The following is a 19,437-nucleotide window of genomic DNA, read 5'->3' on the forward strand; positions in this document are numbered from 1 at the left end:
AGACTAAGCGAGGCGGGCGCGGAAGGGAAGGCGGGGCCGAACGGCCCGCCGCACGCGCGTCAGGCGCGGCGGGCGAGGTTCATCAGGTCGGCATTCATCTCGAGCAGTCGGTCGAGCACTTCCTGCGGGCATTCGACCCAGGCGCGGCGGTTGTCCGTGGGATCGCCGCGCCGGATCACCAGCTTCTTCTCCTCGAGCCGGTGGAGGTGGCGCAGCGCGGTCGACTGGGGCACGCCCGACAGGTCGCAAGCGTTGCTGACCGCGAGGCGGTGGCCGCGCAGCTGGTGGACGAAGATTTCCTGCAGCATGTCCCACGCGGGATCGCGGAACAGGTTGGCGCCGACGAGGTCGTTGCGCTGCATCCTCAAGTGATGCCAGGCGTCGACGAAATCGACGATGTCGGGGGCGGCGCTTCCGGTGGGCACCTTGGGAATGTCGGGCAGGGGATAGCCCGCCGCAGCGTGCGATTCCGGGAAATTGGCGCCGGCGGCCATGACCATGAATTCGACCACCTGGGTGGGTTCGAGATCGGACTGGTCGGCGATTTCGAGCACGGCGGTGATGAGCCGCGCGATATCGTCGGGTTTCATTCTGTGGGGCAAGGCGTTGTCTCCGGTCCTGAACGGTGCCGTCATCTCGATCGGTTGCACTCGGTGTCTGTCGTCCTCGCGAGCCGTAAGGCGAGCCGCGTCTGTTCGGGCGACAGTTCGGACAGGGGTATGGTTGCGAGGCGCGGCTTGTGCCACGCCCGTGCGTCTTGCCTGATCATGACAAAGCGGCCCTCAATAATGTCGATCCGGCAAGGAGAGGGTCGCCGGAATGCTTCGCTTTGACAAGGATTTATCCATTTCGGGCCAATCGGCCCGGCGCGTCAGGCCTCACGCGCCATGGTTGCCAATTTGGTTACCGTATTGACGTTGCGCGCGGTCCCGATCTTCCAGAGCGGGAGCGACAGGCGGCTGGTGCCCTGGCCTTCCGGGAAGTGGAGGTAGAGGTGGCGGGCGCCGAGCGCGATTTCTTCGTTCGTGCGGTGCTTGGCGGCGTCGATGTCGGCCCGGGTGGGCGGGGAATCGAGGAACAGCACCATCGCGCGGTTGCCGGGTGCGTCGGGGAAGGGATCGGCGGCGAGGACGGCGTCGAGCTCGTCGGCGGTGCGGACGAGAAGGCCGACCGGGGCGCCGACATGACGCTCGAGCGCCGCGCCGAGATTGGCGCGGATCGCCGCCTCGTCCTCATCAGTGTCGATCAGCAGGTTTCCGCTCGCGATATAGGTGCGCGGATTGGCGTAGCCGCAATCGGAAGCGATGGCGCGCAGCGCGTCCATCTTGAGCGGCACGCCGGCGTTGATGGCGCGCAGGAGGATGACCGTTTTGGTCAACGCCTCAAATCAGTCCGCAGACCGGTTCCGCGCGGCTCGCCTCGCAGATGGCGGGACGGTGGTCGTCGCTGAGGCGCCAGTAGCCGGGAAGGTCGAGATTGCGCACGAGTGCGAGGAAAGCCGGCTGCGCACGCGCGCCCTTCATCGGGCTCGACCAGGCATGGACGAGGCCCCACAGGCTTTCTCGCTCGGCCCCGGCCACGAAAAAGTCCGCCAACTCCTTGTCGCGCCCCGCGAGACCAAGGAGCGTGGGAAGACGCGAATCGTACCATTCGATGCGGCCGAGCTGGGAGACGAGAGGAGCGGACGACGTCGTGATGGCGGCGCGATCACCCGATCGCAACGCATCGATGAGCGCGGGGACCTGTGCCCGTCCGGGTAGATCGGGAGAGGCGGCAACGACCGCGTCGAGGGCCTGCCAATCGCTCGTCCGTGCAGCGAAGACGAACTCGGCGATCCGGGTACCCGGGGTGCCGGGCCACTCGGACTTGAGCTTATTCAACAGGGCCTCGGCGTCGGCGGTGCGTCCGAGATCGAGCAGGAGGATGACCTTGGCGGAACGCGAATTCACGTCCGAGGGGTCGTTGGCCCAGATGCGGTCGATGGTGGCAATCGCCTCCTCGGGGCGGCCCATGCCGGTGAGCGCGTCGCGATAGAGTTGCGCTTCGCAGCCACAGTCGGTCGGGCGTAGCGAATTCGCCTCCTCGGCCTGGCGGTCGAACGCGGCGAAGTTGCGCAGCGGCTGTTCGCGGCGGATCGCCCCGAGAGTGTCGAGCGCGTCGAGCATCTTGAGCTTGGGATAGGAGGGATCGACCTTCAGACCGGCTTCGAGCGCGCGTCGGAAGTTCTTGTAGCTCTCCTCCTTCGTGTCGAAGGTGTAGAAATCTGCCAGCGTACCCCAGCAGCCTGCGCAGCCCGGGTCCTCGGCAACGACGGACTCGAGCCGGGCAATCTCGGTCTTGAGGTCGAACTCGCCCGTTAGCCCGATGCTGCAGCTTTGCGCCCAAGAACGGATGGCGGCCTCGGGGATGATATGAATGTCGCTGCCGCTCGAATCGCTCGCGGTGGCGATGCAGCGCAAGAGGACCGCGACCTTGTGGCCGAGATACTTGGCGGCGTTTGCCTCCTGCTCGCTCGGTACCTCGATCCGCGGACTGAGGATCGGGGAAGAAATCTCAGGCGCGTAGATCTTGGCGAAGAGCAGGATCTTGCCGTCGCCGCGGCGGATGTTGCCACTCATCTGGAACGCGTCCAGGTGGCGCTTGCCGTCGCCTTCGAGCGGGGTCAGGCGCGAGGCGGCGTCGAGCATGGCGCCGAGTTCGTCGGCGAACGCCTGGTCGAAGCCGGGCGGGATGCCGGGGCCTTCGACGATGGTGAAGCGGTCGACATAGACGTCGGGCGTGCCGGTGCTGGCGAGACCGAGCGACCCCTTGAAGAGCAACAGGAGCAAGGCGGCGGCAACGGCGAGGCCACCGAGAACCGCAGCCATCGGACGGCGCGGCGCCTTCATGGCGGAGGCGGGGGCAGGGGGGCCGGCAGGGGAGGGGGAAAGCGGAGCAGCGTCGGGGAGTCGGTTGGCGCCCGTGTGGACGCTTTCGATCCAGTCGAGCAGCTTGACCCAGTGCGGATCGTCGGTGGTGAACGTGCCGCCGGTAAGGTCGACTGCCTGGCGCAGCTTGAAAGCGAGGGGGATTTCGCACTCTTCGATGACGGCCGGGACGAGCTTCCTATGGTCCTGCCCGTAATGGGCCTCGGTGCGCACCCAGTCGGAATCGACCGATTGTGGGCTCCATAGGACGAGCACTGCGCGGGCGGCCGCGATCTGCTGTTCGATCGTCGCGTCCCACGCCTGGTGCGGAGTGATCGCCTCGTCCCACCACACTTCGTATCCGGCATTCTCGAGCGCGGCGACGATGCGCGCGGCGGTCGAGACATCCTCGCGCTTGTAGCTGATGAAGATGTCCGACACGCGATCCGTCCCCCAAGCCTGTGCGCGAAATTAGTGACTCAACGCGCGCAGAAAGTCGAGCGGTCAGGCCGGCGAAACGAAACTGTCGAGGACCCGCTTCTTGCCGGCCTTCTCGAAATCGATCTCCAGCTTGTTGCCTTCGATGGCCTCGATCTTCCCGTAGCCAAACTTGCCGTGAAACACGCGCTGGCCGACCTCCAGGTCGCTGCGGCCCTTCTTGCCTAGGCTGACGGCGCTGCCCTTCGCTTCGACGATGCGGGGCTGGTCGGTGGAGAAGCGCTCGCTGGCGCGTTGCCAGCCGGGGCCGCGGGTCAGGGTGCGCGCGGGCTGGCGGCGGGCGACGTGAGCGAAGGGGTCGCCATGCTCGCTCCACTGCGCGCGCCACAGGCTCTCGCCGCCCGTCATGGTCTGCTCCTCCTCGATATGGTCCTCCGGCAGTTCGCCGACGAAGCGCGAGGGGATTGAGCTGGTCCACTGGCCGTAGATGCGGCGGTTGGCGGCGTGGAGGATCGTCGCGCGCCGCCTCGCGCGCGTGATCGCGACATAAGCGAGGCGGCGCTCTTCCTCGAGGCTGGAGGTGCCGCCTTCGTCCAGCGCGCGCTGCGAGGGGAACAGGCCTTCCTCCCAGCCGGCGAGGAAGACGTTGGGAAATTCGAGGCCCTTGGCAGCGTGGATGGTCATGATGGTGACCCGCTCGCCCGACTTGTCGGCGTCGTGGTCCATCACCAGGCTGACATGTTCGAGAAAGGCCTCGAGCGTCTCGTATTCCTCCATCGCGCGCGCGAGCTCGGCGAGGTTCTCGAGGCGGCCTGCGGCCTCGGCCGACTTGTCCGCCTGGAGCATGGACGTGTAGCCCGATTCCTCGAGGATGACGCGTGCGAGTTCGGGCGCGGGAAGCTCGCCTGACATCTGCCGCCAGCGCGCGATGTCGGCGATGAAGCGCGCGAGGCTGTTACGCGCGGCGGGGCGCAGCTCGTCGGTGTCGAGGATCGAGGCGGCGGCCAGCAGCAGCGGCTGGCCCGCGGCGCGCGCGTACTGGTGGACGGTCGCGACCGCCTTGTCGCCGAGCCCGCGCTTGGGGGTGTTGACGATGCGGTCGAAGGCGAGGTCGTCGGCAGGCTGGTGGATGAGGCGCAGATAGGCGATCGCGTCGCGGATCTCGGCGCGCTCGTAGAAGCGGAAGCCGCCGATGATCTGGTAATCGAGGCCGATCGAGATGAAGCGTTCCTCGAACTCGCGCGTCTGGTGCTGCGCGCGCACGAGGATGGCGCAGTCGTTGAGCGAGCCGCCCTTGGAGATGTGGTTCTCGATCTCCTCGCCGACGCGGCGCGCTTCCTCGGGGCCGTCCCAGACGCCGAGCACGCGAACCTTCTCGCCCGCGTCGGCCTCGGTCCACAGCGTCTTGCCGAGGCGCCCGCTATTGTGGGCGATGACGCCCGAGGCGGCGCCGAGGATATGGCCGGTCGAGCGGTAATTCTGTTCGAGGCGGACGATCTTGGCGTCCGGAAAATCCTTCTCGAAGCGCAGGATGTTGGCGACCTCCGCGCCGCGCCACGAATAGATGGACTGGTCGTCGTCGCCCACGCAGCACAAATTGTTGTCGGGGGCGGCGAGGAGGCGCAGCCACTCGTACTGCGAACTGTTGGTGTCCTGATATTCGTCGACGAGGAGGTAGCGGAAGCGCTTGCGATAGTCTTCGAGGACGTCCGGATGGGCCTTGAAGATGGTGAGCATGTGAAGCAGCAGGTCGCCGAAGTCGGCGGCGTTCACGGCGCGGAGGCGCTCCTGGTACTGGGCGTAGAGTTCGGCGCCCTTGCCGTTGGCGAAACCCTCGCTCTCGGCGGCGTCGATATGGCTGGGCGTCCAGCCGCGGTTCTTCCAGCGGTCGATAAGGCCGGCGAGCTGGCGGGCGGGCCAGCGCTTCACGTCGAGATTGTTGGCCTCGATGAGCTGCTTGAGCAGGCGCAGCTGGTCGTCGGTGTCGATGATGGTGAAGTTGGACTGGAGGCCGACCAGTTCGGCGTGGCTCCTCAGCATGCGCGCGCACACGGAATGGAAGGTGCCGAGCCAGGGCATGGTCTCGACCGCGCCGCCGGTGATCTTCGCGACGCGCTCCTTCATCTCGCGCGCGGCCTTGTTGGTGAAGGTCACCGCGAGGATCTGGCTCGGCCAGGCGCGGCGGGTGGCGATGAGGTGCGCGAGGCGCGCGGTGAGCGCGGCGGTCTTGCCGGTGCCCGCGCCCGCGAGGACAAGAACCGGGCCCTCGGTGGTCATCACAGCTTCGCGCTGCGGCGGGTTGAGGCCGGCGAGCCAGGGCGCGTCGTCGGGCATGGGGGCGGGGGGCGGAGATTCGGTCACCAGCGACAGGTAGGGACGCGAGAACATTTGGGCAACCCGCTGGCGACTCGGCGGGCGCGGCGCGAGTCGCGGGCGAGTCGGAAGCGAGTCGCGGGGCGGAATCGGGTTGCGAATCGTCTGGGCAGGGGGTAGGGGCGCGGCTGAAATGGCGGACTGCCCCTCCGATTCCCGCTCTTTTCCACGATATCCCCGTTATCCACAGGCAGATTCTTCGAAATCGCCGTTGTGACACAAGGGGTTGGGGTGCATAACAGAATTGTGATCGGGACGACCGCCCGGCCTCCTTCGGGAGGAAGGAAACGGAAGTTCCGATCTCCGCCGGCAGGCGATGGGTGGCCATCAAAGCCTGCATCTAGTTCCTTCGGGAGCGGGATGTGGGGGCAGCCCGGACCAGCCGGTCAGAGGCGCCGGAAGTGCCGGTGCTCGGTCGCTGCGCCAGATGTCCTTCGGGGCGGACGGCGGCGCGAAGAGCCCGGTCCAAGAAGGGCCGCTGAACGCCGGATGGCTGCGAGACCTTCGGGTCGAGGGCCTGGAACTCCGGAAGGGAAAGCGGAGCCAGTCGAAAGTCTGGCAGGCGCACCCGGAAGGAAGACGAGGCTCCCTTCGGGGAGGACGTTCGGTCCGGAAGCGACGCCTGAGCGGTTGCGCCAGGATCGTAGACGGTTTGCCCTCCGGGGCGGACAAGGTCGCGAACACCGGTAACGCTTAGCTCGGCGCAGTGGGGGCCAGCAGCAATGCTGGCCCCCATTTCTGTTTCGGGGGGGCTCGCCCGGCAAGCGCTCCTGCCCATGTCGCTCCCCGGCCATCGGTCGAACCGCCCCTTCCAATTCCCACTCTCGCCACTAGTCTCGCGCCCGCACAGCAGGGAGACGAGCGATGAAGACATGGACGATCGCAGCGAGCGCGCTGGCGCTGGCGTGGAGCGGGGCGGCGAGCGCGGGCGAACCCGCCGATATTGCGGCGGCCGTGGCCGACACCGATAACCGCCGCGAAGACAATGTCGCGCTCGATGCCAACCGCCACCCGGTGGAGATGCTCGCGTTCGGCGGGCTCAAACAGGGGATGCGCGTGCTCGACCTGTTCGGGGCCAATCTCTACTGGAGCGAGCTGATGGCGCCCGCGCTCGGCCCCGACGGGCTGATTGTCATCTGGAATCCGAACCAGTTCCTCTCGCCCGAGGCCAAGGCGGGGTTCGAGGCCTTTCATGCGCGCCAGCCGCGCACGGTGCTGATCCACTCGCCGATGGAAAATCCGATCCTGGGATCGGGCTACGACCTGGTGCTGATGAACCTCGACTATCACGACGTCTACTGGGAGTCGGAGAAGTACAAGATTTCGCGGATGGAGCCTGCCACATGGACAGGCGCGATCGCCAAGGCGATGGCGCCGGGCGGCGTGCTGCTGCTTGCGGACCACCGCGCCAAGTCCGGCGCTGCGCCGCGCGAGTCCGTCGAGGCGTATCACCGCATCGATCCGGCCGTCGTCGTGCGCGACTTCACTGCAGCAGGGCTGGTACTCGAGGAGGAAAGCGAGCTGCTCGCCAATCCGGCGGATGGTCGCGAAACCAACGTGTTCGCGCCCGATATCCGCGGCAAAACCGACCGCTTCCTGCTGCGCTTCCGCAAGCCCGAATAGGGCCTAGGGTCGCGTCAGGAAGTCGCGCATCGCCTCGATCGCGCGCGCCCATGCGGGTTCGTGGTCGAGCACCATGTGGTTGGCGCTGTCGAGCGCGACGAACTCCGCACCCTTGATCCGCGCCGCGATTGCGCGTCCTTGCGAGAAGGGGACGACGGCGTCGTCGCGCGCATGGAGGACGAGGGTAGGCACCGAGACCTGATCGACGATGTCCATGACGTCGATCGTGCTGAAAGCCTTCTGCAGCGCGACGGCATTGTCGGGCGATGTCGAGACGCGCTGCAGTTCGTTGAACCAGCGCGTCTCATCAGGGTCGGCATCGGGCATGAAGAGGGTCGTGAACATCTGGCGGAAGGCCGGATTGTCGCGCCCCCAGCCGGTGCGGATCAGTGTCATCATCGCCTCGCGCGCGGCCAGCGCCTCCGGGTCGTCTCCGCGCTTGGCCCAGCCCTGCGCGTAGCCGCCGTAGAGGACGAGCCGCCGCACGCGTTGCGGATGGCGCACCGCGTAGGCGATCGAGACCGCGCAGCCCTGCGAGATGCCGAGCAGGTCGAACCGCTCGAGCCCGGCTGCATCGACCACTGTCTCGAGATCGTCGACGAAGGCCTCGAAGCTGATCGTGGGCGTATCCCAGTCCGACAGGCCGTTGCCGCGTTCATCGTAGCGAACGAGCGTGCTGAAGGCCGCCAGTTCGCCGATCCAGTGGCGCCACAGCGGACTGTCCCAGTCATATTCGAGATGGTTGAGCCAGTTGGCGGCCTTGACCAACGGCGGACCGTCGCCCGCGATCGAATAGGCCAGCCCGGTGCCGTCCTCGGTCATGCAGAAGCGGGTATGCTGCGGGGGCAGCGGGTCGCTCCCGCCGTCTCTTGACGCTGCCGGGTTCGCGCGCGATCCGCGCATTTCGCGGGGGACGGGCAGGTCGGCTTCGTCGAGCTTTCGCGCGCCCGCTTCGCGATGCTGCTGCGCTTCCTCGCGCCGCCCGGTAGCCTCGAGCAGGTCGACCAGCTTCATGCGCGCCACCGCATCGAAAGGGTCGAGCGCCGCCCAGCTGCGTGCGAAGCCGAGCGCACGCTTGGGATCGAGATCGCGCGAGACCAGTTCGCGCAACACGTCCAGCCGCCATCGCTTGGCGTCCTCGCGCATGGCGACCAGCCAGGCCTGGTATTCGTCGCAGCGCGGCAATTCGAGTCCCGCGAGGAATTCGCCGTCATTGCCCGCCGCGCGGAAAAGGTCCTGCAGCGAGACCGACCGCAGATCGCCGCGATGGGCCAGCGCGCGAAGGGCGTTCCAGTCGCTCGGCAATACGTCCCGATCGATCGCGACCGTCTCTCGGTCGGCGACCAGCGGATCGGGATCGGCGTCAGCGAAGGCGGACCGGAGCTTGGACAGGCTCCAGCGCAATGCACCGCGCGGATCGTCCGGCGTCTCCCAGAAGATGTCGCAAAGCCGTTCGCGCCGCGAGGGTCGTTCCTGCGTGGCAAGATAGGCCAGGAGCGCGCGCGTCTTCTTCGAGGAGGGCAGGTCCAAGCTCTCCCCGTCGCGCTTCAGTGCCAAGGGGCCGAGCAGTTTCAGCTCCAGACCGTCGCCCACCCGTGGAATCTCCTACCTTACCCGAAATCGTCGATTTCAAACGCAGATTAACACGATGAATTCCACTGGGCGAGATCACAAGCGGGCCATGGCCAACGCGGCCAAGAAACGAATTTCGAAAGGTCCGATCATGAACTGCATTTCGCTGAGAAACTTTGTCGCGGTGAGCATTCTCGCCGTCGTGTGCGGTACCTTCTCGGTGCTGCTTGCTGTCGCTCCCATCGCCTGAGGCCGCCATGTTCTCCCCATCCCTCGGCCTGGCGGCCACGGGCGAGGTGCGCGCGGATCGTACCAACGGCATCAACGTCGCCGGCTTCAACCGGCTCGTCGAACGCATTCGGTCCGATACCGCGCGCGCCAAGCTCTGCTTCAAGGTCAATACGCGCTGGACCGGCCAGACGCGCAGCGAGACCGTCATCGACCATTACGAGATCGGCGGCGAGAAGATCGACCGGCGCTTCAAGATCGTCGCCGACGAACCGCGCGCGCTAATGGGGCAGGACAGCGCGCCCAACCCGCAGGAATTGCTGATGAGCGCGCTCAACAGCTGCATCCTGATCGGCTGGGTGACCAGCGCGGCGCTCAAGGGTGTGACGCTCGAAACCTTGTTCATCGAGACCGACGCCGAGCTCGACATGCGCGGATTCATGGGGATCGACGAACGGGTCAAGCCCGGCTGTCAGTCGATCCACCTGACCGTCACGGTCGCGGGCGATGCACCCGACGAGGTGCTCTACGCCATCCACGAAGGCGTCCTCGCCCGCTCCCCCAATTATTTCGACCTCAGCACGCCGATCGCCGTGTCGGGGAGGCTCGAGATCCTACGCCACGGCATCATGCTCTGAAAGGAAGACAAATGGACATTCACATCACGAAGACGCTTCCCGAGACGATCGCGCGCCGCGCCATCACCCCGGCCAGCCCCAATTACGACGAGGCGCGCGCGCTCTACAATGGGATGATCGACAAGAAGCCGGCGGCGATCGTGCCGTGCCGCAACGCCGACGAAATTGCCGAAGTGGTCGCCTTCGCTCGCGAGAGCAATGTGCTGCTCGCGATCCGCGGTGGCGGGCATAACGGGCCGGGCCTCGGCAGTTGCGACGGCGGGATCGTCATCGACTGTTCGCCGATGACCGGCATCGACATCGATGTCGATGCGCGCACCGTCTCGGTCGAGCCCGGGCTCAGCCAGGGCGAGGTCGATCGTGCCACCGCACCCTACGGCCTCCATGTGCCCGCGGGGATCGTCTCGTCGACCGGGATCGCTGGGCTCACGCTGGGCGGCGGTCACGGCTATCTCGCCCGCGAATACGGGCTCACCATCGACAACCTGCTCGAGGCCGAGATGGTGCTCGCCGACGGGCGCCGCGTGACGGCGAACGAGCGCGAGAACGAGGACCTGTTCTGGGCGATCCGCGGCGGCGGGGGCAATTTCGGCGTGGTGACGAAGTTCACCTACCGCCTGCGCGAGGTCTCGGATGTCCTAGCAGGGCCGGTCTTCTACGACACCGAGCATACCGCCCGGATCATGCGCTGGTATCGCGAGGTGCTGCCCTCGATGCCGCGCAAGCTGTCGATGACGCTCGGGCTCAAGCGCTGCCCGTCGGCGGAAGGGTTTCCCGAGGAGCTTTGGAACCGCCCGGTGTGCGCGCTGATCTGCTGCTACGACGGCCCCGAGGAAGAGGCGCGCGGGGTTGTCGAGCCGCTGCTCGCCGAACTTCCCGAGCCGCTGATGAACGGGCTGATGGAGATGCCCTTCGTCGACTGGCAGGGTGCATTCGACCCGCTGCTCCCCAAGGGACTGCAGTGGTATTGGAAGGGCGATTACATCCATGAACTGTCGGACGGCGCGATCGAGGAGCATCTCAAGTTCGGTACCGACACGCCGTCCAACCTGTCGCTGATGCATCTCTACCCGATCGACGGGGCCCCGCAGGAAAGGGCCGCCGACGCGACCGCGTGGGGGACGCGCGATGCGACCTGGTCGATGGTGATCGCGGGGATCGACCCCGATCCGGCCAACGCGGCAAAAGTGATGCACTGGGCGAAGGACTATTGGACGGCGCTCCACCGCCACAACCGCCACGGCGGCGCCTACGTCAACTTCATGATGGAAGACGAGGGCGAGGAGCGTATTCGCGCGGCCTACGGCACCAATTACGACGGGCTGGTCGCGGTGAAGCGGAAGTACGATCCCGACAATCTGTTCCGGGTGAACCAGAACATCCGTCCGTAGGGAAAACGAGGGGGCGCCGGGAGATCGGCGCCCCATTTTGCATCGGATCAGCGCGCCGCGATCTCGCGGACCTTCTCGCTGTAGAGGCGGCCGACGGGCTGCTCGGTCTCGTCCTGGAGGCGCGCGACCCAGCGGCCCGAACTGTTGCGCGAGAAACCGGCGATGAAGTCGCGGCGCACGATCGCACTGCGGTGCAGGCGCACGAACAAGGCAGGGTCGAGCCCTTCCTCGAGCTTGGTCATCGAATGGTGGATGAGCCAGCTGCGATTGCCGACATGGAGGCGCATGTAGTCGCGCTCGGCCGACACGCGGTCGATGTCGCGCGAGGCGATGCGCACGAGGCCCGACAGGTCGGAGGCCCAGAATTCGTCGAGATAGGGGCTGTCGTCCTCGACGCCCGTCTTGTCCGCCGCCGTGCGGTCGCGCTGGGTCAGGAGCGCGCGGGCCCTCGCGATCGCCTCGGCGAGACGACCCGGCTCGACCGGTTTCATCAGGTAATCGACCGCGGCCACTTCGAAGGCGGCGACCGCGAACTGGTCGAAGGCGGTCACGAACACGACCGCAGGCGGCCGCTCCTGCTTGGACAGGGCGCGCGCAACCTCGATCCCGTCGAGACCGGGCATCGCGATGTCGAGGAGGAGCACGTCGGGATGATGGTCGGCGGCCTTTGAAACGGCTTCGTCGCCATCCTCGGCGACGCCCACCAGCTTCACCCCGTCGATGCGCTCGATCAGCAACTGGAGACGCTCCGCCGCAAGCGGTTCGTCGTCGGCGATCAGCAGCGTCAGCTCAGTCATCTTCCCCCTCCAATTTCGTGTCGAACGGCATCGCGATGGAGACGCGGTACCCATTGTCGACCGGCCCGAAGCGACAATCGGCGCGCCCGCCGAAATGGGCCTCGAGCCGCTGGCAGACGTTGGTCAGCCCGGTACCGGTCCCGGCCGGGCGCTTGCGATCTTCGCGCATCTTGGCGCCCGGCGGCGCCGAGTTGACGATGTCGATCTGGAGGCGCCCGTCGGCGAGCGGCTGCGCCTTGATCGAGATAGTGACCGGCGCGCGCGTCGCCGACACGCCGTATTTGATCGCGTTCTCGATGATCGGCTGGAGGATGAGCGCCGGCACCTGGCTCTCCTCGACCTCCTCTGGCACGTCGATCTCGACGTTGAGGCGTTCCGGGAAGCGGGCCTTCTCGATGTCGAGGTAGAGACGCTGGAGACCGATTTCCTCCTTAAGGGAGACGCTCGCGCCCGGGTCGAGCGAGAGCGACGTGCGGAAGAAGGTCGACAGTGCCATCAGCATGTTCTCGGCCTGCTGCGAACGTCCGCTCATCACCAGCGAGGAGAGCGAATTGAGCGTGTTGAACAGAAAGTGCGGATTGACCTGGTAGCGCAGCGCGCGGACCTGCGCGGCATGGGCGGCGGCCTCGGCCTCGGCGGCGCGGCGGCGGGCGCCAGCGACCTGACCCGAGGAGACGCCAGCGATGTAGACCGCGCTCCACGCGGCGAAGAAGAACAGCCACACGACCGCCGCATCGGCGGCGATGCGGGCTTTCTCGAGCTCGTCGAGCTCGTCGATGCGGGGCAGGGTGAAGACCAGCGGCTGCTCGCCCGAATTGCGCTCGATCGTGATCTCGCGCCCTTTCTGGACGATTACCGCGCCCTCGCGGGCCTGGATTTTGTACTTGGCCTCCCGGTCCTGCATCAGCGGCGCGGCGGCGATGACGACCAGCGCCTGTGCGATCGCGGCGACGAGGCTGGCGATCGACGCGATCAGCGCGCGGCGCCGCGTGCCGGCACCCTCCTCAACCGACTGGATGACGAGGTAGATGCAGACGGTGAGGATGATCCCGCTGACGACCATCGGCAGGCGCGGGACGAGCACGCCGAGCATGTCGCCCTGGAGCCAGGCACGGATCGCCACGGTGGCGAGATACAGGGCCCACATGGCCGCGATCGTCTTGATCGCGAAACGCCAGTCGCCGAACGGGTGGCGGGTCCGGGCCAAAATCGGAACGTGTCGCATCCCTCCCTGATAGGCGCATAGGGGCGCCAATCCTAGCCGCCGGGATGCGGGTTCGTAGAAAATCGCCTCCCTTCGGTCGAAGTCGCGTGCCGTCCGTCGAACGACGAGCGGCGGGAACGCCTTCGACGGGGTCGTCGTTGAGGCAGGAAGGGCGGGCGGACGTCCCGCGACGACAAGGAGAAGGGCCCGATGGGCGAGGACAGGATTACGGCCAAGGACGAGCCGAGCGAGAAGCTGGAAGAAAAGCTCGAGAAGAACCCAGAGAACGAGGATCTCAAGGTCACGGTCGGATCGGACGAATCCATGGATGCGTCGGACCCGATCAGCGCGACCCAGCCGGGTGGCGGCAATGACGAGCCGGTGCCTTCGTCGGGCTTTCCCGAAAAGAAGAAGTCGTAGCGCGACCGCAACAAGTCTTTCGGATCGTTGCCCGAAACCCACAGTGGCGCCGTGAATATCTCACGCGCGCCTTTCCGTGCTTGCCTGAAACCTGTGTCCCTGATTCAATGATGAACCGGGGATGGGATACTGGTTAACGAACGGGTAACCGGTACGGGGGTACATCTCACTTTGGGGCGAAAGGAGAGATGTGACGATGAGCGGATATTCGAGCAACCAGCAGTCGGCCAACGGCGCGATGCTGATTGGCGAGATGAAGGAGTTCGCGAGCTTCGAGAAAGCCACGCAGCGCTACATCCGCCGTTCGCTCGATGTCGCCTTCGGTCGCACGGACCCCATCGCCACCTGGGCGCGCGACGAGATCGAGGCCGCCTCGATCACCGCGCAGGCCCGCTTCTACAAGCAGCTCGACCATCTGCGCATGCAGATCCCCGACGATAGCGGCCTCGACATGCTCGAGCCCTTCCTCGGCATGCTGGTGACCCTGTCGGCCTACGACCTGGGCCAGGACCGGCTCGGCTGCTTCGCGAGCTACCGCTTTCTCTACGAGCGCCTGCTTGGCGCCGCAGTGCGCCCGTGGCTGCCCAGCGCCTTCTGCTCGGCCGCCGCGCTGCCGCATCTACACCCGGAGAGCCGCCGCCTGCTGCTGCAGTCGATCAGCGAAAGCGCGGCCACCGCGCCCGGCTGGTCGACCCGCGAACCGGTCTTCTGGCCCGAGTGGGTCGAGAAGGTCGACGTCGCCGCCGCCTAGAGGTCGAAGATTTCCGACAATTGGTCGAGGCTGTCCTCGACCGAGCGATGGAGGATGAACAGGCCGCTGGCCTGCTCCTCCCATGACGCGCGCTGCTTTTCGCGGTCGTCGACGAGGACGTCGCCCGGCGACCCGTAGCGCCACTTGTCGCGCGCCATGCAGGTGATCACCTCGAGGCGCGGGAAATGACGTTTCGCCCAGGCGCGCTTTTGGGGCTCGGCCCATTTGCCGATCGGAAGGCCCGTGAGGATGACAGGATCAAGGTGCGCCACGCGGTCCACCATTTCCATGGCGCCCGGTAGCGGGTCGAGATGCTCGTAGAAGCCGTCGGCGCGCGCGAGCGCCTTCCAGAAGCCGCCGACCCCGCGCTCCTCCTGGAGCGCGTGCGGGCTGAGGCCGGTCAGGCGTTCGACGCCGCCGTCGAAGTCGGCCAGCACGCCATCGCAGTCGAGGAAGAGCTTGCGGGTCACGTCGTGAAGCCCGGGCGGGTCGCGACGGATATTGGCGGCGCAACGTCGACCCATACGCGGGTCGCCAGCAGGGCGTTGCTGTCCTTGGGAACGACGCCCGCTTGCGGGTCGAGCGACCAGGTGATGTGGAAGATGCTGCCGTCTGGGCGGTCGAGGGTGCCGTCGACGCTCACCACCAGCGCCTCGAGCGCGCGGCCGTCATCGGCGTGGCCCACGACCTCGATCAACGCCTCGGCGGGAACGGGGGCGTTTGCACGGTGTCCTGCGAGCGTCACGTGATGCGCGATCGGATTGGGGTAGCGCGGCGGGAACCGGTCGAGCAGCGCGCGGCGACTCTCGTCGGTCAAAATCCAGCCCACCGCGCGCCCCATCAGCCGCGCGCGCCGATCTCGTCGAGCATCGACCTCGCAAGAAGCATCAGGCTGTCGTCGCGCGCGCCCATGACGACGACGATGTCTCCCTCGCGCGCCTGGTCGACGATGCGGGTGGCGATCGCCTGTCGGTCGGCGATGTGGGTCGCCGTGCCGCCCGCCTCGCAGACCGCCTCCGCCAGCCAGTCGGAGCCGCGGCTCCTGTCGACCGTGCCGCCCTGGTAGACGGGGTCGGGAAAATAAAGACTGTCGGCGGGGCCCAGCAATTCGGCAAAGGTCTTCGCCAGCTCTTCGCCCATCTGCCGGAGCGGGCCGTAGCCGTGCGGCTGAAAAAGCACGTGCAGGGGGCGCCCGCTGGCCCGGAGCGTCGTCAGCGTGGCGGCGACCTTGTCCGGGTTGTGCCCGAAATCGTCGTAGACGGTGATCCCGAACGCCTCGCCGACCTTTTCGAGGCGACGCTTGAGCCCGGCGAAATCGCGAAGCGATGCGGCGGCTTCGTCGAGCGGCACGCCGACCGCATCGGCCGCGGCCAGCGCTGCCAGCGCGTTCGAGGCATTGTGCGCGCCGGGCATCGGGACGGTGACCTCGACGATATGGTGGCGGTGATGGAGCACGAAGTGACTGGCGTCCGCCTCGAGGCGAAGGTCCGCGCCGTAATAGTCGAGCCCCTCGTTTCCGAAGCCGTAGGTGCGCGCGCCGTCGATTTCCAGCGCGGTCGCTTCCGCGTCGTCGCCGTTGACGAGGGCCGCGCCCGCCGCGTTGCCGAAGTCGGTGAATAAGCGCCTCAATTCGTCGAGCCCCTTATGGTCGAGCGTGACGTTGTGGATGATCGCGACACCCGGGCGGTAGAGCGCGATCGAGCCGTCGCTCTCGTCGACTTCGGAAACGAACAGGTCGGGATCGCCCGCCAGCGCGGAGGCGAAGGGGGCGTCGTCGTTCGCGAAATTCTTCATCACCGCGCCGTTCATGACGGTCGGATCGCGCCCCGAGGCATGAAGCATCCAACCGATCATGCCGGTCACGGTCGACTTGCCGCTGGTGCCGCCGACCGCGACCGAGCAGCGCGCGGCGTTGAGCAGTTCGGCGAGGAGTTGCGGGCGCGTCTGTCGCGGCAGGCCGAGCGCATTCGCGGCCGCGACGTCGGGCACGCTGTCCTCGATCGCGGCGGAGGCGACGAGGGTCATGCCCTGCGCTACGCCGCTTCCGTCCTGCGGGTGGAGTTCGACGCCCAGTCTTTCGAGATAATCGAACTTGGTAGCGACGCGGCCAGCATCGAGCGAGCGGTCGGAGCCCGACACCTTGGCCCCGCGTGCAGCGACGATCGCGGCGAGCGGGAGCATGCCGCTCCCCCCGATGCCGCAGAAGAAATAGTGGTTGGTCATCAAGACCGCCTATGCGAGATGCGGAGCGCTGAGGCAATCGGAGGACCCATGAAGATCGCCGTCGTCGCGCCGAGTTGCCCGCTCGATGAGGTCGCCGCCCGCCGCACGGCGGAGCGTGCGACCCGCTTCGGCGCGGAGCTTCACTTCCACCCGCAATGTTTTTCGCAGGCCGGGCATTTCGCCGGGCCGGACGACGAACGCCGCGCGGCGTTGCTCGAGGTGATGGCCGACGAGGAGATCGACGCGGTATGGTTCGCCCGGGGTGGCTACGGGTCGAACAGGATCGCGCACTCGATCATGCGCGCGCTGCCGCCCGAAGCGTTCGACAAGACCTACATGGGCTATTCGGACGCAGGCTTCCTGCTCGCGGGGCTGCACAAGGCGGGCTGCCGGGTAGCGCATGGCCCGATGCCGCAGGACGCGCTTCGCGAGGGAGGCGAGGCGGCAATCGACCGCGCGCTCGGCTGGCTGGCGCAAGGCGCGAAGGACGCGCTCGAGCCGGGCCTGTCGGACGGCGTACCCGCGATGGCGTTCAATCTCACGGTGCTGTCGCACCTGCTCGGCACCGAACTCGAACCCGATTTCACGGGCGTCGACCTCATCGTCGAGGAAGTCTCGGAGTACGAGTACAGGATCGACCGCGCGCTGTTCCACGTCACCGGGCAGGACAGCGTGCGCAAGGCACTGCGCATGCGCATGGGGCGGATGAGCGACATCCCCGAGAACGACCGGCCGTTCGGCAGCGATGTCGGTCACATCTTCGCCGACTGGTGCGCGCGCTCGGGGGTCGTGTTCGCGGGTGCTGCCGACGTGGGTCACGACGCCGCCAACCGGGTGGTCCCGTTCGGCGCGCGCAGCGCCTGATCCGGCCCTCCCGGGCAAATTAACCACGAAAGCGCGATTTTCCTCTGGCAAGCCCCTTGCGCACTAGAGAGGATTGCGCTCTACCTTAGGGCAGAACAACAGGAGGGAAATAATGGCAGAAGGTACTGGTCGGAAAGCAGGGGGCGGCTTGGCTCGCCCGGTGACCCCGTCGCCCGAACTCGCGGCGATCGTCGGGTCCAATCCGCTTCCGCGCAGCGAGGTTGTTTCGAAGGTGTGGGCGCACATCCGTGCCAACAACCTCCAGAATCCGCAGAATAAGCGGGAAATCCTCGCCGACGACAAGCTGCAGAAGGTGTTCGGCACCGACCGCTGCACCATGTTCGAGATGAACAAGCATCTCTCGAAGCATCTGAGCTAGTCGCCGTCCCGCAAGGGACTGTTTTTGGAAAGGGCGTGGCGTTTGCCGCGCCCTTTCTTTTTGCGCGACTCACGAGGGGAATCGGGCTTCTTGGGGGCGAGAAATACCGCCTCAGGCCCGCACGGCGCTGTCGAGCGGCTCGGAAGTGACCGGATAGCCCCTGCCATCGGGGATACAGACGTGCTTCCCGCCGTCCCGCTCCTCGACCCAAGGAACGATACGCTCGAGCGATTGGGCGGCGGCGTCGACAAAGGCCTCATCGAGGCTCGAAAAGCGCGCGAGGCGTTCCAGGTTGCGCTTGGTCGGGAAGATCGCGCTGGCCTCGCCCGAGGCGATGCGTTCCAGCATGGCGCGCGCGGACGTCCAGCAGGCCTCGCTCAGTTCGCTTTGCTGGACCGCGATGTCCCAGTCGCCATCGGGAACGCGGGCAAGCATGAACCACGTGTCGAAGCGGCGCGCGAGCTGCATCTTGGGTGCCCAGCGCGCGAAAGGGGCGATCCCGCCAAGATCGAGCGACAGGCCGCGCGCGGCGACGAGGTCGGCGAGTGTCGTGCCATCATTGACCGCGTCCTGTAGCACACGACCGTCTTGCGACGAGGGCAGTGGCGTCAGGCCGACGGGGATTCCCACTTCCTCGAGCGTTTCGCGGACCGCCGCGACCTTGGCGGCCGCGATTTCATCACCGTCGGCAAGGGCGTGGTCGCCGGCATCGATGCGTCCCCCGGGAAAGACCCAGGCGCCCCCCGCGAACGCCATGTCGCTGGTCCGACGCACCATGAGATATTCGGGCAGGTCGCCGCGCTCGCGACCGAGGATCAGCGTGGCGGCGGGGATATAGTCGGGCTCGTCCATCTGAGGATCGGCATAGGCACGGCGCGCGAACAAGAAAAGGGCCGGCGCACCACGCGGCGTGCCGGCCCCTCTCGCAAGGTTCGCAGGGGCGTTACAGCCCGACCACGTCCTCGGTCTCGCCGCCATCGGCGTGGATGTCGGCGGCGTCGATCTCGTCGGCCTTCTTCTCGCCCGCTTCCTCGAGCGCGTCGGCCTGCGCTTCGAGCGCCTCCTCGGCAGCCTCGTTCATCGCGGCGTCGGCCTGGGCCTCGAGCGAATCCGCCTCGTTCTCGTAGGCGTCCTCGACGGCGTCGGCGGCGGCGTCATCGCCCTGGCCGCCGCAGGCGGCGATGGCGAGCGAACCGGCCGCAACAATGGCAAAACGCAAGCTGGTCTTCATGATTGTCCTTTCTGCACATAACGAAAAGGCCGGGACGAGCCCGACCTTCCCGAAAAAATCGGGGCGGGTCGCTTCCTAGAGGAAAGCGGACCCGCCCGAAAGACGGACTTACTCGACGACCGGATCCGCGTCGTCGATCGCCTCTTCCTTGGCGTCGCCCATTTCTTCCATCTGCTCGGCCTGCGCTTCGAGCGCATCGGCCTCGGCCTCGGTCGCAGCGTTGTCGGCCGCATCCTCGAGGCTTTCCGCCTGGGCGTCATACTGGTCTTCGACGGCGTCACCGAGCGCGTCGTCGCCCTGGCCGCCGCAAGCGGCAAGCGCGAGCGAAGCAGCACCGGCGATCGCAAAAGCAATTTTCTTCATTGGATAGTCCCCTTCAATTCATTCCGTGTGGTGGCG

General features: G+C 66.8%; 21 protein-coding genes. 8 read left to right on the forward strand and 13 right to left on the reverse strand.

Annotation, left to right across the window (positions count from 1 at the left end):
* Positions 1-59: 59 nt before the first annotated feature.
* The 4 genes from NNY25_RS04970 to NNY25_RS04985 all read right to left on the reverse strand — a co-directional run bounded on the left by NNY25_RS04970 (position 60) and on the right by NNY25_RS04985 (position 5,732).
* Positions 60-590 carry a helix-turn-helix domain-containing protein gene (locus tag NNY25_RS04970; protein WP_265570243.1) on the reverse strand — a complete coding sequence of 177 codons (531 nt, stop codon included), beginning with the start codon at positions 588-590 and terminating at the stop codon, positions 60-62.
* A 281-nt stretch (positions 591-871) separates the two neighbouring features.
* A complete protein-coding gene (locus NNY25_RS04975; protein WP_265570244.1) occupies positions 872-1,378 on the reverse strand; it encodes a DUF1697 domain-containing protein in 507 nt (168 codons plus the stop codon).
* Between the two features lie 4 nt (positions 1,379-1,382).
* The gene (locus NNY25_RS04980) at positions 1,383-3,347 is read right to left on the reverse strand and encodes a TIR domain-containing protein (protein WP_265570245.1); all 1,965 of its coding nucleotides are present in this window, start codon (positions 3,345-3,347) and stop codon (positions 1,383-1,385) included.
* A 63-nt stretch (positions 3,348-3,410) separates the two neighbouring features.
* Complete coding sequence (locus NNY25_RS04985) at positions 3,411-5,732, reverse strand: ATP-dependent helicase (protein ID WP_476749670.1); 2,322 nt, start codon at positions 5,730-5,732, stop codon at positions 3,411-3,413.
* A gap of 849 nt (positions 5,733-6,581) precedes the next feature.
* Between NNY25_RS04985 and NNY25_RS04990 the strand changes: the two genes are divergently transcribed.
* Positions 6,582-7,340: a methyltransferase gene (locus tag NNY25_RS04990; protein ID WP_265570247.1), complete on the forward strand. Its 759-nt coding sequence runs from the start codon at positions 6,582-6,584 to the stop codon at positions 7,338-7,340.
* Positions 7,341-7,343: 3 nt separating this feature from the next.
* Here the strand turns inward: NNY25_RS04990 and NNY25_RS11585 are convergent, their stop codons facing one another.
* Positions 7,344-8,933 carry a bifunctional AfsR/SARP family transcriptional regulator/alpha/beta hydrolase gene (locus tag NNY25_RS11585; RefSeq protein WP_265570248.1) on the reverse strand — a complete coding sequence of 530 codons (1,590 nt, stop codon included), beginning with the start codon at positions 8,931-8,933 and terminating at the stop codon, positions 7,344-7,346.
* An 88-nt stretch (positions 8,934-9,021) separates the two neighbouring features.
* On the opposite strand from NNY25_RS11585, the gene NNY25_RS05000 reads away from it, so the two are divergent.
* Genes NNY25_RS05000 through NNY25_RS05010 form a run of 3 tightly spaced genes read left to right on the forward strand, consistent with a single transcriptional unit; the run spans position 9,022 to position 11,169 of the window.
* Positions 9,022-9,162 carry a hypothetical protein gene (locus tag NNY25_RS05000; protein ID WP_265570249.1) on the forward strand — a complete coding sequence of 47 codons (141 nt, stop codon included), beginning with the start codon at positions 9,022-9,024 and terminating at the stop codon, positions 9,160-9,162.
* A 7-nt stretch (positions 9,163-9,169) separates the two neighbouring features.
* Complete coding sequence (locus NNY25_RS05005) at positions 9,170-9,778, forward strand: OsmC family protein (protein ID WP_265570250.1); 609 nt, start codon at positions 9,170-9,172, stop codon at positions 9,776-9,778.
* Positions 9,779-9,789: 11 nt separating this feature from the next.
* Positions 9,790-11,169, forward strand: a complete 1,380-nt coding sequence (locus tag NNY25_RS05010) for an FAD-binding oxidoreductase (RefSeq protein ID WP_265570251.1) — start codon at positions 9,790-9,792, stop codon at positions 11,167-11,169.
* 47 nt (positions 11,170-11,216) lie between these two features.
* On the opposite strand, the gene NNY25_RS05015 is transcribed toward NNY25_RS05010, so the two are convergent.
* Positions 11,217-11,966 carry a LytR/AlgR family response regulator transcription factor gene (locus tag NNY25_RS05015; RefSeq protein WP_265570252.1) on the reverse strand — a complete coding sequence of 250 codons (750 nt, stop codon included), beginning with the start codon at positions 11,964-11,966 and terminating at the stop codon, positions 11,217-11,219.
* Positions 11,959-13,173 (reverse strand): sensor histidine kinase, encoded by a 1,215-nt coding sequence (locus NNY25_RS05020; protein ID WP_265570253.1) that lies wholly within the window; start codon positions 13,171-13,173, stop codon positions 11,959-11,961. The genes NNY25_RS05015 and NNY25_RS05020 overlap by 8 nt, the downstream gene beginning before the upstream one ends.
* 207 nt (positions 13,174-13,380) lie before the next feature.
* Between NNY25_RS05020 and NNY25_RS05025 the strand changes: the two genes are divergently transcribed.
* Positions 13,381-13,590: a hypothetical protein gene (locus tag NNY25_RS05025; protein ID WP_265570254.1), complete on the forward strand. Its 210-nt coding sequence runs from the start codon at positions 13,381-13,383 to the stop codon at positions 13,588-13,590.
* A gap of 196 nt (positions 13,591-13,786) precedes the next feature.
* Entirely contained in the window at positions 13,787-14,341 is a 555-nt protein-coding gene (locus NNY25_RS05030) for a hypothetical protein (protein WP_265570256.1), read from the forward strand.
* Here the strand turns inward: NNY25_RS05030 and NNY25_RS05035 are convergent.
* Genes NNY25_RS05035 through NNY25_RS05045 form a run of 3 tightly spaced genes read right to left on the reverse strand, consistent with a single transcriptional unit; the run spans position 14,338 to position 16,564 of the window.
* On the reverse strand, positions 14,338-14,811 hold the full coding sequence (locus tag NNY25_RS05035) for a 5' nucleotidase, NT5C type (protein ID WP_265570257.1): 474 nt from the start codon (positions 14,809-14,811) through the stop codon (positions 14,338-14,340). The genes NNY25_RS05030 and NNY25_RS05035 overlap by 4 nt on opposite strands.
* Entirely contained in the window at positions 14,808-15,170 is a 363-nt protein-coding gene (locus NNY25_RS05040; protein WP_265570258.1) for a hypothetical protein, read from the reverse strand. The genes NNY25_RS05035 and NNY25_RS05040 overlap by 4 nt, the downstream gene beginning before the upstream one ends.
* Before the next feature lie 11 nt (positions 15,171-15,181).
* On the reverse strand, positions 15,182-16,564 hold the full coding sequence (locus NNY25_RS05045; protein WP_265570259.1) for a glutamate ligase domain-containing protein: 1,383 nt from the start codon (positions 16,562-16,564) through the stop codon (positions 15,182-15,184).
* Between the two features lie 48 nt (positions 16,565-16,612).
* Between NNY25_RS05045 and NNY25_RS05050 the strand changes: the two genes are divergently transcribed.
* Both NNY25_RS05050 and NNY25_RS05055 read left to right on the forward strand, forming a co-directional pair.
* A complete protein-coding gene (locus NNY25_RS05050) occupies positions 16,613-17,428 on the forward strand; it encodes an LD-carboxypeptidase (protein ID WP_265570260.1) in 816 nt (271 codons plus the stop codon).
* Positions 17,429-17,540: 112 nt separating this feature from the next.
* Positions 17,541-17,807: an SWIB/MDM2 domain-containing protein gene (locus NNY25_RS05055; RefSeq protein WP_265570261.1), complete on the forward strand. Its 267-nt coding sequence runs from the start codon at positions 17,541-17,543 to the stop codon at positions 17,805-17,807.
* A 111-nt stretch (positions 17,808-17,918) separates the two neighbouring features.
* Here the strand turns inward: NNY25_RS05055 and NNY25_RS05060 are convergent, their stop codons facing one another.
* The 3 genes from NNY25_RS05060 to NNY25_RS05070 all read right to left on the reverse strand — a co-directional run bounded on the left by NNY25_RS05060 (position 17,919) and on the right by NNY25_RS05070 (position 19,401).
* Positions 17,919-18,692: an NUDIX hydrolase gene (locus NNY25_RS05060; RefSeq protein ID WP_265570262.1), complete on the reverse strand. Its 774-nt coding sequence runs from the start codon at positions 18,690-18,692 to the stop codon at positions 17,919-17,921.
* Between the two features lie 58 nt (positions 18,693-18,750).
* Positions 18,751-19,038: a hypothetical protein gene (locus NNY25_RS05065; RefSeq protein ID WP_265570263.1), complete on the reverse strand. Its 288-nt coding sequence runs from the start codon at positions 19,036-19,038 to the stop codon at positions 18,751-18,753.
* A 108-nt stretch (positions 19,039-19,146) separates the two neighbouring features.
* Positions 19,147-19,401 (reverse strand): hypothetical protein, encoded by a 255-nt coding sequence (locus NNY25_RS05070; RefSeq protein WP_265570264.1) that lies wholly within the window; start codon positions 19,399-19,401, stop codon positions 19,147-19,149.
* Between the last annotated feature and the right edge of the window lie 36 nt (positions 19,402-19,437).

Origin of the sequence: Sphingomicrobium nitratireducens, from assembly GCF_026157035.1 — a bacterium.
Lineage (GTDB): Bacteria > Pseudomonadota > Alphaproteobacteria > Sphingomonadales > Sphingomonadaceae > Sphingomicrobium > Sphingomicrobium nitratireducens.

What these genes read in the sequence shown, in the direction of transcription:
- NNY25_RS05025 (WP_265570254.1), top strand. Translation starts at nt 13,381, where the DNA reads ATGGGCGAGGACAGGATTACGGCCAAGGACGAGCCGAGCGAGAAGCTG.
- NNY25_RS04985 (WP_476749670.1), bottom strand. Translation starts at nt 5,732, where the DNA reads ATGTTCTCGCGTCCCTACCTGTCGCTGGTGACCGAATCTCCGCCCCCC.
- NNY25_RS05010 (WP_265570251.1), top strand. Translation starts at nt 9,790, where the DNA reads ATGGACATTCACATCACGAAGACGCTTCCCGAGACGATCGCGCGCCGC.
- NNY25_RS04970 (WP_265570243.1), bottom strand. Translation starts at nt 590, where the DNA reads ATGAAACCCGACGATATCGCGCGGCTCATCACCGCCGTGCTCGAAATC.
- NNY25_RS05050 (WP_265570260.1), top strand. Translation starts at nt 16,613, where the DNA reads ATGAAGATCGCCGTCGTCGCGCCGAGTTGCCCGCTCGATGAGGTCGCC.
- NNY25_RS05030 (WP_265570256.1), top strand. Translation starts at nt 13,787, where the DNA reads ATGAGCGGATATTCGAGCAACCAGCAGTCGGCCAACGGCGCGATGCTG.
- NNY25_RS04990 (WP_265570247.1), top strand. Translation starts at nt 6,582, where the DNA reads ATGAAGACATGGACGATCGCAGCGAGCGCGCTGGCGCTGGCGTGGAGC.
- NNY25_RS05065 (WP_265570263.1), bottom strand. Translation starts at nt 19,038, where the DNA reads ATGAAGACCAGCTTGCGTTTTGCCATTGTTGCGGCCGGTTCGCTCGCC.
- NNY25_RS05070 (WP_265570264.1), bottom strand. Translation starts at nt 19,401, where the DNA reads ATGAAGAAAATTGCTTTTGCGATCGCCGGTGCTGCTTCGCTCGCGCTT.
- NNY25_RS05005 (WP_265570250.1), top strand. Translation starts at nt 9,170, where the DNA reads ATGTTCTCCCCATCCCTCGGCCTGGCGGCCACGGGCGAGGTGCGCGCG.
- NNY25_RS05000 (WP_265570249.1), top strand. Translation starts at nt 9,022, where the DNA reads ATGGCCAACGCGGCCAAGAAACGAATTTCGAAAGGTCCGATCATGAAC.
- NNY25_RS05045 (WP_265570259.1), bottom strand. Translation starts at nt 16,564, where the DNA reads ATGACCAACCACTATTTCTTCTGCGGCATCGGGGGGAGCGGCATGCTC.
- NNY25_RS05015 (WP_265570252.1), bottom strand. Translation starts at nt 11,966, where the DNA reads ATGACTGAGCTGACGCTGCTGATCGCCGACGACGAACCGCTTGCGGCG.
- NNY25_RS05055 (WP_265570261.1), top strand. Translation starts at nt 17,541, where the DNA reads ATGGCAGAAGGTACTGGTCGGAAAGCAGGGGGCGGCTTGGCTCGCCCG.